Below are 13298 nucleotides of genomic sequence, written 5' to 3'. Positions count from 1 at the left end.
GCCGGCGGCACTGCCGCTCAACGTGGGGGGCCGCCGCTCTCGTACGGAGTCAGGAAGTCCTGCAGCTCACGGTGCCGGAACTGGTACGTGGCGCCGCTGACGCGCAGCAGCCGGGCCTCGCAGGCCCAGTCGAGAAAGGTCCACAGCCGCAGCGGGAGCAGCCCGCGCATGGCCGCCACGGCCAGGCCGATCATGGCACGCGCCCAGGCGATCGCGCCGAAGGCCAGGCCGAAGGTCACGCCGCCGATGAGCGCGCACACCAGGGACTCCACGACGTCCTGGTTCATGACGAACACCAGGAAGGCCGCGACACCCCCGGTGAGGCCGAAGGCCACCCCGATCGCCGGGTTGCGGTGGAGGGCCTCGCGCGGATGGGCGAGCTCCGCGTCCTTGTTCCAGCCCCCGGTGGCGATCTTGAAGACCACGCCGAGCGCGAAGGCCAGGACGAAGGCCCCGGCGACCCCCACGACCAGCGGCACCGGGCCGGCCTGGGCCAGCCGCAGCGGCGGCAGCCCGGTCAGCGCGCCGCACAAGCCGAAGCCCAGCAGCGTGAGGGGCTCCGCGCGGACCGCCTCGGCCACGCTCATGCGCCCGGCGCCCCGGCGGCCGGCGGCGGTCAGCCCGATGACCGCGCCGAGCACCAGCCCGCCGGTTCCCCCCGCGCCGACGGCGAAGGCGGGGCCGAAGACCTTCCCGCCGGTCAGCGCGAGCCCGGCCAGGCCGCCGAGCACCCCGACCGGCAGCCCCGCCAGGGCGCCGAGCAGGCCGCCGGTCACGCGCCGCCGGCGGGGCACGTCCATCCGCCCGCCGGCGGCGGCCGGCCAGGGCGACAACGACAGGCCGGTCGCGATGCCCACCCAGCTCGCCATGAGCGCCAGGGTGAGCAGTTGCTCGGGGCTGAGGCCCCCGCGCAGGTCACCGGGGCCGTCCACCGCCGAGCCCGTCCAGAACGCCAGCATGGCGATGACCGCGAGGATCACGCAGCACAGGCAGTGCAACGCCCGGACCCGGTAGCGGCCGCCGATCGGCCACAGCAGGTGGGGGACGATGTCGATCGCCGTCAGGCCGGGCGGCGGCCGGTCCTCCGCCGCGCCGCGGGCGGCCTGCCAGCGCAGATGGGCCGCCAGGTGCACGAGCCACACCCGTACCTGGCCGGGCTGGTACGGCGTCCCGTAGGCGGCCCGGGGCGTGAGGTCGGTCGCCGCCGGGACGTACGCCTCCAGTAACCGCCCGGCGATCCTCCTCGCCGCCTCACCGGGGTCGGCTTCCGGGTCCGCGCGGAGCAACTCCGCCGGGTCGGCGCCCGACTCCACGGCGGTCACCGTCAGCAGCAGCCGCCACGGCGTGGCCAGCGCCGCGTGCACGGCCCTGCCCGCCGGCCCGGACAGCGCCGCGTGGATGCCGTCGCGCCGGCTCTCCCACGGATGGCCGTCCGGCCAGCGGGCGAGCAGGTACGTGCCGATCTGGTCAGTGGTCAGGTTGTGCAGCCGGACCCGGGCGGCGTTGTCCAGCACGGCCCCGGCCTCGCGCAGCTCATCCTCGCGGGCAGCGCGGCAGGTCACGACGACCGCCCCCGGCCTGCGGCCGGACAGGTCGCTGTACCGGTTGAGCTCGGCCAGCAGCGCGATCGCCCGGCGCGGCGGGCCGGTGGACGGCTCGGGGTCCAGCTCGTCCAGCCCGTCCACCACCGGCAGCACCCGGCGATCCCGCACCAGCCGCAGCGCGTCCTTGGCCGCGAGCCCGAAGTCCTGCGCGAGCTGCTCGGCCAGCCAGGGCTCGAACGGCCTGCCCATGGTCCACCGGGCCGCGTTCAGCCGCACCGGCACCGGCTGCCCGTGGTCGGGCCGCCCGCGGGCGGCCAGCAGGGGCTCCAGCAGTTGCAGCACCAGCTCGATGGCGAGCACCGTCTTGCCCGCTCCCGACTCCCCCACGACCAGCAGGCGCCGCGACGGAAGGCCGGTGAAGAACCGGCCGATCGCGTGCAGGTCGTCCGCCGCCTCACCGGAAGCCTCGCCCGAGCGGGAAGCGTCACCCGACCGGAAAGCCTCGCCCGGCCGGGAGGCGTCACCGGGCCCAGAGGCGTCACCCGGCCTCGCGGTGTCCTCGGGCCTGGCGGCGTCGTGCGGTTCGAAGGAGACGGGCGCGAGGTGGTAGCCGCCGAGCAGCCCCTTGCGCGCCCGGTCCTCCTCCTGCAGCACCCGCCGCACCAGCAGCTCGGCCGCGGGGTCCGGCCCGGGCCGGTCGGCGGGCGTCACCGGCGGTTCCGCCTCGGCCTCCGGCGTGGCGGCGGCCGGTTCGGCCAGGGCCGTCCTGGCCGCCCGCCAGCGTTCGAGCTCACCGGGGATCAGCTCGGCCGGATGGTCGCAGAAGTGCAGGCACGCGGTGACGAAGGCCCGTACGAAGTCCCACCGCGGCAGCCGGTCGGTCTGCCGCAGGACGTGGGAGGTCGTGCTCTTGGGCAACGCGTCCACCGTGGCCCCGTCCGAGGTCACCGTCTGGCCGCCGAGCGAGCGCAGCCTGCTCAGGGACGGCTCGCCCGCCCACGTCCTGAGCAGGATCAGCGCCCGTACGAACTCCGCCGCGCTGGCGGCCTCCGTGGGGTCGGGCGGGGCGGGCGGATCGGCGATCACTGGTCTTCCGTCCTCACCAGCGACCACGCGAACCTCCCTCTCGCCCGCCGGGGCCACCGGCCGTCCAGGACCCGGCCCTCCAGCGTCTGCACGTGGCGTGACTCCATCAGAAAGTTACGCGCCTCGTCGGCCTCGACGAGCTCCCTGCCCACCGCGATGGGCACGAACCCGTGCCGGGGAATGTAGACCCAGCGGCCGCGGTCCCAGTCGTAGGGGTCGAACCAGCGGTGCCGTACGGTGCCGGACACCCGCACCTCCGGCCCGTCCCTGGTCAGGACGAACGAGCCCTGCGAGCGCAACAGGCTCATCCTGCTGACGTAGAACAGCTCCGTGCCGATGAACGCGTTGATCCGCGCGTCCCAGTAGTCGTGCGTCCAGGTGGACGCGCCGTCGCTCAGCGACTTCGCCTCCCGGGCGAGCTGCCGTTCGAACCGGAGCTGGTTCTTGCGCTCGGCCTTCTTGATCACCTTGAACGAGCGCAGCCACCGCGGCGACATCGTCCTTGCGGCGCCCACGCCGTCCATGAAGTGCTCCAGGAAGTCGGAGGCGATCGGGTGGAAGTCCCGGCCGCCGTCCACGATCGAGCGGAACAACGTGACCAGTTCGGGGACGGGCCGGCCGGTCCGCCGCCGAAAACCTCGCAGGAACATGCTCGCTCTCTCCGTGGGGGCCAGGGTCACTGACACGTCCGGCGGTACTCCTCCTGGCGCACGAGGCGCTCCCATTCCTCCCGGATGAGAGGGCGGCCCGCGTTGGCGCACGCCGCGGCCACCAGATCGGCGGGCATGCGGACGTTCCACAGCCGCGCCGTCCCGTCGTCGGCCACCGTGGCGACGGACGTCCCGTCCCGGCCGTAGGAGACCGCCGTCACGCCGCCGCCGTGGCCGGTCATCGGCGTGCCGAGCTGCCGGTTGACCAGCAGGTCCCACAGCCGCACGTCGCCGCGGTTGTCGCCGGTGGCGAGAATCTGGCTGTCCGGGCTGAACGCGAGCGCGTTGGTGGCGGCGCCGTCGATGATCAGGCCGATGCCGGCCGAACGCCGATGCGCCATGTCCCACAGCCGGACGGCGTTGTCGAAGCCCGTGAAGGCCAGCATCCTGCCGTCCGGGCTGAACGCCAGCGCGTTGACGAACCCGCCCGCGACCCGGTCCTCCGGACCCGGGATCTCGCGGCGGGTGGCCACGTCGAACAGCCGCACCCGGTCGTCGAAGCCGGCGCTCGCCAGGATCGCGCCGTCGGGGCTGATCGCCATCCCCGTGAGGACGCCGGTGTGCTCGGGGACGCTGATGCGCGGCCCGGTCTCCTCGCGGCTCGCCACGTCCCAGAACGCGATGGCCTGGTCCTGCTGGACGGCGACGAACCTGCCGTCGGGACTGAGCCGGGTCAGGCCCTTGAGCCTGCTTTCGTGAGCGATCTCGCGGCGGCTCGCGACGTCCCAGAGCCGCAGGCCGTCCATGCTGGACGTCAGCATCGTCCGCCCGTCGGGGGAGAACTCGATCGAGGTCACGGACCAGCGGGCGCCCTCGGGACGCAGCGGGGGTCCGAGGGGCCGCTGGGTGGCCACGTCCCACAACTGGATCGCGGGGTCCTTCTCGCGGGCGACGCCGGCGGCCAGGATCCGCCCGCCGGGGCTGAGCGCGACGGTGGTCCGTGCCGGCATCGGGGTGCCGAGCTGCAGGTGGACCTGCGGGTCCGCGAGGCGTACCACGCCGTCGCCGCTGGCGGCGGCCAGCAGCTTCCCGTCCGGGCTGAACGCCACCCGCTCGACGGGCACGCTGTTGTCGGAGAGCGCCATGAGCTGCTGCCGGCTGGCCGTGTCCCACAGGATGGTACGGCCGCTGGCCCCGGCGGTGGCGAGCCGCGTGCCGTCCGGGCTGAAGGCGACCCCGTAGAAGCCGGCCGTGCGGTCCCTCAGCACGCCCGTCTGCTTCCCCGTCGCCACGTCCCACAGCCGGGCGGTGTCGTCCCAGGCCGCGGTCGCGAGGGTGGCGCCGTCCGGGCTGAAGGCGACATCGCCGACCGTTCCGCCGTGCACGAGCGGGGCGCCGATCTGGCGGCCCGTGGCGGTGTCCCAGAGCCGCGCCGTTCTGTCGTTGCCCGCGGTGGCCAGGGTCTTCCCGTCCCGGCCGAACGCCACCTGGAGGATCTTCCTCGACAGGTCGTCCTTCGGGCGGCCCATGGCAGGCCCGTGCGGGCGGCGGGTGGCCACGTCCCACTGCTGGACCACACCGGCGTAGTCGCCGGTCACGAAGGTCCTGCCGTCCGGGTTGTACGCGAGCGCCGACACGATCTGCGCGTGCTTCAGCGGGGTGCCGAGTTCGCGGTGCGTGGCCACGTCGTAGAACCGGACGATGTCGAGGCACGCCGTGGCCAGGGTTCGACCGTCGGGGCTCAAGGCGAGGCGCACCTCCGAGCAGTCGTATCTGTCCCGGGTGATCGGGGCGCCGAGCTGCCGCCGCGTCGCCGCGTCCCAGAGCCGGGCGGTGCCGTCGTCGCTGCCGGTCGCGATGATCGAGCCGTCGGGGCTGAACTCCAGCGCCATGACGCCTCGCGTGTGCCCGGTGAGGGTCCCCCGGCCGGTACGGGTCGCCGCGGACAGCACCCGGTTGCGGGCCTCGTCGGTGTGCGCGATGTCCCACGCGGCCACGGCCAGCATCGAGGACTGGGCGGCGTCGCCGGTGACCTCGCTCAGCGCCGCGAGCTGGCGGGAGCTCGCCACCTTGCGCTGCGCGTCGGCCTCGCCGGCCGCGTTGACGGCGGTGCCGGCCGCGATGAGGGCGAGCACCGACAGCAGTGCCAGGCCGGCCATGACGAGCCGGCGGCGGCGGCCCACCCGCCGGGCCTCGCGGGTGGAGGCCGCCAGGAAACCCTCCGCGGTGGGGCCGGGCGGCGGGAAGCTGTCGGGGTCGCGCTCCCACTGGGGCCGGCTGTCCTGGACGGCCAGCAGCCGGGCGCCCTGGTAGAGGAAGGCGGGGTCGCGGTGGTTCTCGGCCCACTGCGTGGCGGCGTCCAGCAGCCGGTCGTACACCGCCTGCGCGGCGAGGTCGGGCTCGATCCACTGCCGCAGGGTCGGCCAGGCGGTCAGGAGCGCGTCGTGGGCGATCTCGGCGGTGTCCTCGTGCAGGGTGAGCAGGCGCTGGCCGGCGAACGCGGACAGCAGCAGCCCGGCCCGCTCGCGCCGCTCCGGCGAGTGCGCGGACGCGGCGGCGTGCAGTTCCCCCATCGTCGCCCGGCGCCGTGCCACCTGCCCGCCCGCGGTGATCACGGTCATCCGCCGGAAGAACCTGAGCGCGGTCTTGCGATCCTCCGGCGGCAGCCGGCCGAGGACCTCGTCGGCCGTGCGGCGCACGGAGTCGCGGACCCGGCCGGACTCCTCGTAGCCCCGGACGGTCAGGGTGCCGTCCTCGCGGCGCTCCCAGGTGTTGCGCAGCGCCTGCGAGAGCAGGGGCAGGGCCCCGGCCTCGTAGCGGTCGCCGGCCGCCCGGCCGTCGCGCAGCTCGCCCAGGATGGTCTCCACCAGACCCGGCTCCAGGTCCAGGCCGGCCGCGGCGGCGGGGCCGGTGATGGCCAGCCGCAGGTCCGATTCCGTCATCGGCTCGACGATGACCTGGCCGTCCTGGATGGCCTCGGCGAACCGGGGGTAGGCGGCGCAGCGGTCCCAGTAGTCCGCGCGTACGCCGACGATCACGGCGGCGCCGTCGCGGCCCTCGGTCAGGGCGTGCAGGGTCCGGACGAACGCCTGGCGCTCCCGCTCGTCGGTCACCAGGGTGAACAGTTCCTCGAACTGGTCCACCACCAGGACGAGACGGCCCCCCGGCGGGAGGGCCTCGGACAGCGCCCGCCGCGGTTCGTCCCGCAGCCGCGCGTGCGCCGTCTCCGCCCGGCCGCCGAACGCCTGTGCCCACCGTTGGGAGAGCGCCAGGAACGGGTTCGCGGCCGGTGTGAGAAGCAGGCACGGCCAGTCCCGCGAGCCGGCGACGGGCAGCGTCCCCTCCGCCAGCGCCGGTATCAGGCCCGCCCGTAACAGCGACGACTTGCCCACCCCCGAGGCGCCCGTGACCAGCAGGATGGACCCGTGGCCCGCCAGCCGCCGTCCCAGGCGGCCGAGGAGGTCGCGGGTCACCCGCGTACGCCCGAAGAACAGCTCGGACTTCCGGCTCTCGAACGGCGCCAGACCTTGGTAGGGACACTCATCGTCCGGATGGCCGCCCGATCGCCGCTCGCCCATAGCGCTCATTTTGGCCAATCCCCGCCGTTTCCATCAATTCGTTTGGACCGGATGTCGGTGACCGGTGCCGGGACGTCCAATTTCGTGCGATGTCGTCCAACCAGTGGCTCGAACCCGCCGAACACAGTTTCGATGGTCACCATCGGCGACGGGCCGGTGATGAGAGACGGGGGCGAACGTCGTGGGGGATCCCGATGCCGGGTTGTCCTTTGGAGCACTACTGCGCGGGTGGCGGAAGCGGGCCTTGCTGACTCAGGAGCAACTCGCCGAACGGGCCGGGCTCAACGTCAGGACCGTTCGGCGGCTGGAGAACGACGGGCTGGGGCAGCCGCGTACCGCCTCGATCGTGCTGCTGGCACGGGCGCTGGCGCTGGACCGCGGGGAGCGGGCGCTGCTCGCCGCCGCCACCCGCGCCCCGTCCGCTCCTGCGGCCGCGGCGGCGCCGGGTCCGCCGGCGACCGTTCCCCGGCAGTTGCCCGCCGACGTGGCCGCGCTGGAGGGCCGCGGGCGCGAGCTGGCGATCGTGGCGGGTCACCGCAGCGCGACCACCGTGCCGGTGGTCTCCATCACGGGCATGGCGGGAACGGGCAAGACGGCGCTGGCCGTGCACGCCGCGCACCGGCTCGCGCCTCAGTACCCCGACGGGCAGCTCTTCGTGGACCTGCACGGCCATGACCGGGCGGCGGCGCCGGTCGAGCCGGGCGCGGCCCTCGCCCGCGTACTGGGCGCGTTCGGCGTCCCCGGCGAGCAGGTCCCGGCGCGTCTCGACGACCGCGCCGCGCTGTACCGGAGCGTGCTGGCGGGCCGCAGGGTGCTGATCGTGCTGGACGACGCCACCGGCGAGCAGCAGGTGCAGCCGCTGCTGCCGGGCTGCCCGGACTGCCGGGTGATCGTGACCAGCCGGCGCGGCCTGGTCTGCCCGGGCGACGCCCGCGACCTGTCGCTGGACGTGCTGCCGGTGGCCGACGCGGTCGCCCTGTTCGTCCGCATGGCCGGGCGGGAGCGGGTCGCGGGCACGCCGCCGGTAGTGCTGGCCGAGACCGTACGGCGCTGCGGGCTGTTACCCCTGGCCATCCGCGTCGCCGCCGCCCGGCTGCGCGCGCATCCGTCATGGGACGTGCGGCATCTGCTCGGCCGGCTGGCCGCAGACCGGCTGGCCGAGCTGCGGGCCGGGCGGCACAGCGTCGCCGCCGCGCTGGACCTGTCCTACGAGCGGCTGCCGGCCGACCACCGGCGGGCCTACCGGCTGCTGGGCTCGTGCGTCAGGGCGGAATTCGGCCTCGACGTGGCCGCCGTCCTGCTGGACACGACCGCGGCACGGGCGGGAGGGCTGCTGGCCCGGCTCCTGGACGCCCATCTCCTGCAGGAGCCGGCCCCCGGCCGGTACCGGTTCCACGGACTGGTCCGTGAGCATGCCACGGAGCTGCGCCGCCGGACGTGGGTGCCGTTGACCTGGGTGGCGCGCTCAGCGGAGTCGAATATCGCACTATTTCATGACATAGCTGGCATCTACTCCGGAGTCGAATGACGCCTCGGCGAGGATCGCCCTGCTGCCGGCCGGGCCTGAAGCCCTGCCCGGACCAGCCGCCCGCCGGGGCGGGCGTTGATCATTCGCCGGGGGCTTCCTAGTCTGCTGTCATGGACATCGCCACCGCGGCCAAGCTCTGGGACGCCCAGCCGGGCTGGCTCAACACCGCCTCCTACGGCCTGCCCCCACGCCCCGCCTTCGAGGAGTTGCAGGCCGTGCTGGCGGACTGGCGGACTGGCGGCAGTGACTGGGAACCGTGGGACGCCTCGGTGGGGCGGGCCCGGGCGGCCTTCGCCCGCATGGTCGGCGCTTCCGCCGAGGACGTGAGCGTCGGCGCCACCGTGTCCCAGATCATGTCCGTCGTGGCCACCGCGCTCCCGCCGGGCGCCCGCGTGGTGGTGCCCGAGATCGAGTTCACCAGCAACCTGTTCCCGTGGGCCGTGGCCGCCGACGTCACGACCGTGCCCGCCGACCGCCTGGCCGACGCCGTCACGGGCGCCACCGCCGCCGTCGCCTTCAGCCTCGTGCAGTCCGCCACCGGCGAGCTCGCGAACCTCCCGGACATCCTGGCCGCCGCCCGGGCCCACGACGCGCTGGTCGTCGTCGACGCCTCCCAGGCCTGCGGCTGGCTTCCGGTGGAGGTGGCGGGCGTGGACGTGCTGGCCTGTGCGGCGTACAAGTGGCTGATGGCGCCGCGCGGCGCCGCCTTCGGCTACCTGTCGCCGCGCGTGCGCGAGCGCATGCGCCCGCTGGCCGCCAACTGGTACGCCGGCGCCGGCGAGGGCGGCTCCTACTACGGCCCGCCGCTCCGGCCGGCCCCCGGCGCCCGGGCGTTCGACCTGTCGCCCGCCTGGTTCTCCTATGTCGGCGCCGCCCCCGCTCTCGAACTGCTCAACGAGATCGGCATCGAGCCGATCCGCGAGCACGACGTCGCCCTCGCCAACCGGTTCAGAGCCGGCCTCGGCCTGGAACCCGGCGACTCCGCCATCGTCTCGGTGGACGCCCCTGGCGAACGGCTCGCCGCCGCCGGCATCCGCGCGGCCGTACGCGCCGGCCGGGTACGCGCGAGCTTCCACCTCTACACCACCACCGCCGACGTGGACCGCGCCCTGGACGCCCTGACCTGACCTCCGGCCCGTGTCCTTGATCAGCGGTATCTGGAAGAACTCGATGCCGCTGAGCTGACGAACCGCCGTCGGACCGCGGCAGCACCCTGGCCGGGATCAGCTCCAGGTGATCGAGGTCGATCTCCTGCCCGCTCCTAGTGAGCGCGCAGGAAGTCCAGGACGATCGCGGCGGTCTCGTCGGGACGCTCGAAGTGCGGCAGGTGACCCACGCGGTCGAGCAGGCGCAGATCGGCGCGGGAGAACACGGCGCGCAGCACATCCTCCGGCGGCATCGGGGTCACCGGGTCCTGACGCCCCCACACCACCTGGACGGGCATGCCGCAAGTGTCGAGGAACCGGTACAGGTACTCGGCGGCGTGGACGGGGACGTTGCCGAGCGCGGACAGAAGGCTGCGCTTGAAGCCTTGGTAGCGCAGTTCCGGTGACAGGCGGGCTTGGATGCGGGCCACCACGCGGCGGTCGCGCGAGTAGCCGGGCAGGCGGGACTTCAATGCCCGGTCGCCGATGAGGTGGAAGAGGGGCAGGCCGACTCCGGGCAGCATGGCCAGGCGCAGCCCGAGGTTTAGCGGGGTGGCGAAGCCGTCGGGGGACATCAGGCACAGGCGGGAGACGCGTTCGGGGTGGCGCACGGCGAACTCGGCCGCGATCGGGCCGCCGAAGGCCAGGGCGACCAGCGTGACCGGGCGGTCGACGCCGAGCGCGTCCAGCAGGTCGACGATCTGGTCTTCGAACAGGTGCTGGTTGTAGTCGACCTGGGGACGGTCGCTGAAGCCGATGCCATAGCGGTCGTAGCGGATCGTGCGGTAGCCGGCCTTGGCCAGCCGTTCGAACAGACCGTCCCACACCCACTGCGACAGCGTCGCCCCAGGGATGAACAAGATAGGTTCTCCCGTCTCGGGCCCGTCGGTCGCGACGTGGGTGATGCCGTGGCGAAGCCGGACGAACGATCCGGGGGCGTCCTGCCGGGCCCGGGCGTCCATCGCGATGGTCTCGCGGGTGCGGTTCAGCAGGACGGGCAGGGCGATCGCCGTGGCGGCCAGTGCGAGTCCGGTGCGCAGGCTCATAGGTCATCACTCCTTGGCAGAGGGAAAACGGTAAGGTAATGACCGTTGGTCATTCTTTTGACCGCCGGTCAGTCTGCAGGAATGACCGGCGGTCAGTCAAGCGGATGGGAGGGCATGACCCGTGAGCGGAGACTCGGAGGCGACGCGGAAACGCGTGATCAAACCGGCGCGCGAGCGGCGCGCCGACCTACTGGACGCCGCCTGGGACGTCTTCGCCGAGCGGGGGGTGGCCGACGCCACCGTGAGCGACATCGCCGCGCGGGCGGAGGTCGCCAAGGGCAGCTTCTACCTGCACTTCTCCGCCAAGGAGCAGGTCGTGGCGGCCTTGTGGGAACGCTACGTGGCCGGCTATCTCCGGCTCGCCGAAGGCGTCCTCGGCGACCGGACGCCGCAGGACGACTGGATCGGCGTGCTCACCGGTCTGCTCGGCCATCTGATCGATCACTCCATGGAGCATGCCGACCTGCATCGCATCGTCTACGGTTCCGCCGACGCCAAGGCGCTCGCCCTGTGCGAGGAGACCAACCAGCAGGTCATCGCCCTGCTCGCTGAGGCGATCCAGCGCGGGATGGATGCCGGGGTGCTGCGGTCAGGGTCCGCGGAGGTCTTCGCCCGTGTCCTCTATCACGGGGTCCACGGCGCCCTGCACGACATGATCTCCGGCACCGTGCCATACGGCGAGGACGAGGTCGTCTCGACCGTCCGCGACATCGTTGGCCGCGTCCTGCGCCCTGGCTCATGATTCCGACCCGTGGGTGCGTACGTGGCCCGCGCCTCTCGCGACGCACCAATGCCGCCCACGCCCGCCCACCCTCGACGCTCCCTGGGATCCCGGGTCCGAGCCGCCAGGTGATCAGGACATCGGCGGGGCCGGACCGCCGAGCTGCGGCAGCACCTTGGCCGCGATCAGCTCCAGGTGATCGAGGTCGGCGAGGTCGATCAGGCGCAGATGCACCCGGGTGGCGCCGATCGCGGCGAACTCGCCGATCCGATCGACGAGCTGGGCGGGCGAGCCGACCACCGGATCCTCCGGCGGCAGCGCGCTCGGCACGTGCAGGGGGGCCGCCCGGCGCCGGGCCTCCGCGTCGTCGCGCCCGATCGCGACCACGATGCCCGCGGAGAGCACCAGCGGAGCCCGGCCATCGCGGGTCCGGCCGATCCGCTCCTGCGCCTCGACGGCGCGCTCGAACGCCTCCGCGGTCACCGGCACGTTCCTGAACGGCAGGTTGAACTCGTCCGCGTAGCGGGCGGCGAGCCGCGGGGTGCGCCTCGGCCCGCGCCCTCCGACGATGATCGGCGGCCGGGGCCGCTGCACGGGCCGGGGCAGCGCGGGGGCGTCCACCAGCCGGTAGTGCTCGCCGTGGTGACTGAACCGGCCGCCGGCGGGCGTCGCCCACAGCCCGGTGACGACGGCGAGCTGCTCCTCCAGACGGGCGAAGCGCTCACCGGCCGGGGGGAACGGGATGCCGTACGCGGTGTGCTCCCGCTCGTACCAGCCGGTGCCGAGGCCCAGCTCCACCCGGCCGCCGCTCATCTGGTCCACCTGCGCGACGGTCACCGCGAGCGGCCCGGGCAGCCGGAAGGTCACCGGGGAGACCAGGGTGCCCAGCCGGATCCGGGAGGTCTCCCTGGCCAGGCCGGCCAGGGTCACCCAGGCGTCCGTGGGGCCGGGCGGGCCGCCGCCGGGCTCCATGGACCGGTAGTGGTCGGCGCGCAGGTAGCCCTCGAAGCCGCCGTCCTCGGCCAGCCGCGCCATCCGTAGCTGATCGTCGTAGGTGGCGCCGCGATGCGGCTCGGTGAAGACGCACACGCGCATGCTCACTGTCCCCTTTCCGGGGCAACCGCCGACGTGCCCGGCCCCAGCAGCAGCTCGTGCAGGTCGGCGCTGCACCGCGCGACCTCGTCGAGATAGGCGTTGCGGCCCAGGGTCCGCGGGCGCGGGATGCGGATCTCGACGATCTCCCTGATCCGTCCTGGACGCGGCGTGAGCACCACCACCCGGTCGGCCAGGAGCACCGCCTCGTCGATGGAGTGGGTGACGAAGACGATGGTCGACGCGTTCTCCATGTGCACGCGCTGCAGCTCCACCGACAGTTCCTCGCGGGTGATCGCGTCGAGCGCGGAGAACGGCTCGTCCATCAGCATCACCCGGGGGTCGCCGATCAGGGACCGGCACAATGAGACCCGCTGCTGCATGCCGCCGGACAGCTCGTGCGGCAGGCGCCTCTCGAAGCCAGCCAGCCCGGTCAGCTCCAGGAGCCGCGCGGCGCGCTCGCGATGCGCCGCCCGGCGCCAGCCGAAGATCTCCACCGGGAGCAGCACGTTGTCGATGACCGAGCGCCAGGGCAGCAGCGCGGGCCGCTGGAACAGCATCGCGATGTCGCGCCGGGCCTTGGTGACCCGTTCGCCGGCGACCGCGATCTCGCCTTCGGTCGGCGGCAGCAACCCGGCGACGAGTCTCAGGAGGGTGGACTTGCCGCATCCCGAGCGGCCGACCAGGGCGACGAACTCGCCTTCGGCCACGGTGAGGTCGATGCCGCGCAATGCCTCCACGACGCCGGACCGGCCACTGAAACTGCGGGAAACCCCGGCCAGTTCGATCATGCGCGCGGCTCCACCTGACTGCGGTTTTATCCCAGTCGCACCAGAGTATATGGATTGACAAGAAATGGAAGCATTACGGGTTTAGGTACCATTTGTTGTATCATTTAACGCGATTCC

The 13298-nt window shown here is 73.5% G+C and carries 9 protein-coding genes; 3 read left to right on the top strand and 6 right to left on the bottom strand.

Translation table 11 applies throughout. From position 1 onward, the window contains the following. Window positions 1-17: 17 nt before the first annotated feature. Genes ABGB18_RS00855 through ABGB18_RS00845 form a run of 3 tightly spaced genes read right to left on the bottom strand, consistent with a single transcriptional unit; the run spans window position 18 to window position 6858 of the window. Window positions 18-2657, bottom strand: a complete 2640-nt coding sequence (locus ABGB18_RS00855; RefSeq protein ID WP_347693308.1) for an NACHT domain-containing protein — start codon at window positions 2655-2657, stop codon at window positions 18-20. Next, window positions 2627-3316 (bottom strand): hypothetical protein, encoded by a 690-nt coding sequence (locus ABGB18_RS00850; protein ID WP_347693307.1) that lies wholly within the window; start codon window positions 3314-3316, stop codon window positions 2627-2629. Before ABGB18_RS00850 ends, ABGB18_RS00855 begins: the two co-directional genes overlap by 31 nt. Then, complete coding sequence (locus ABGB18_RS00845; RefSeq protein ID WP_347693306.1) at window positions 3307-6858, bottom strand: WD40 repeat domain-containing protein; 3552 nt, start codon at window positions 6856-6858, stop codon at window positions 3307-3309. The genes ABGB18_RS00850 and ABGB18_RS00845 overlap by 10 nt, the downstream gene beginning before the upstream one ends. A 181-nt stretch (window positions 6859-7039) precedes the next feature. On the opposite strand from ABGB18_RS00845, the gene ABGB18_RS00840 reads away from it, so the two are divergent. Both ABGB18_RS00840 and ABGB18_RS00835 read left to right on the top strand, forming a co-directional pair. Further along, complete coding sequence (locus tag ABGB18_RS00840) at window positions 7040-8386, top strand: NB-ARC domain-containing protein (RefSeq protein ID WP_347693305.1); 1347 nt, start codon at window positions 7040-7042, stop codon at window positions 8384-8386. Window positions 8387-8496: 110 nt separating this feature from the next. Then, complete coding sequence (locus tag ABGB18_RS00835) at window positions 8497-9513, top strand: aminotransferase class V-fold PLP-dependent enzyme (protein WP_347693304.1); 1017 nt, start codon at window positions 8497-8499, stop codon at window positions 9511-9513. Between the two features lie 134 nt (window positions 9514-9647). On the opposite strand, the gene ABGB18_RS00830 is transcribed toward ABGB18_RS00835, so the two are convergent. Further along, complete coding sequence (locus ABGB18_RS00830; RefSeq protein ID WP_347693303.1) at window positions 9648-10577, bottom strand: alpha/beta hydrolase; 930 nt, start codon at window positions 10575-10577, stop codon at window positions 9648-9650. Between the two features lie 121 nt (window positions 10578-10698). Here ABGB18_RS00830 and ABGB18_RS00825 point away from each other — a divergent pair, with 121 nt between their 5' ends. Then, the gene (locus ABGB18_RS00825) at window positions 10699-11319 is read left to right on the top strand and encodes a TetR/AcrR family transcriptional regulator (protein ID WP_347693302.1); all 621 of its coding nucleotides are present in this window, start codon (window positions 10699-10701) and stop codon (window positions 11317-11319) included. A 111-nt stretch (window positions 11320-11430) separates the two neighbouring features. On the opposite strand, the gene ABGB18_RS00820 is transcribed toward ABGB18_RS00825, so the two are convergent. After that, entirely contained in the window at window positions 11431-12393 is a 963-nt protein-coding gene (locus ABGB18_RS00820) for a TIGR03560 family F420-dependent LLM class oxidoreductase (RefSeq protein ID WP_347693301.1), read from the bottom strand. Window positions 12394-12395: 2 nt separating this feature from the next. Next, on the bottom strand, window positions 12396-13181 hold the full coding sequence (locus ABGB18_RS00815) for an ABC transporter ATP-binding protein (RefSeq protein ID WP_347693299.1): 786 nt from the start codon (window positions 13179-13181) through the stop codon (window positions 12396-12398). Window positions 13182-13298 lie beyond the last annotated feature (117 nt).

The sequence above is a fragment of the Nonomuraea sp. B12E4 genome, assembly GCF_039871825.1.
In the GTDB taxonomy this organism is placed as follows: domain Bacteria; phylum Actinomycetota; class Actinomycetes; order Streptosporangiales; family Streptosporangiaceae; genus Nonomuraea.
Note: the sequence above shows the minus strand (reverse complement) of the source record. Positions and strands in the feature narration are given on the sequence as shown.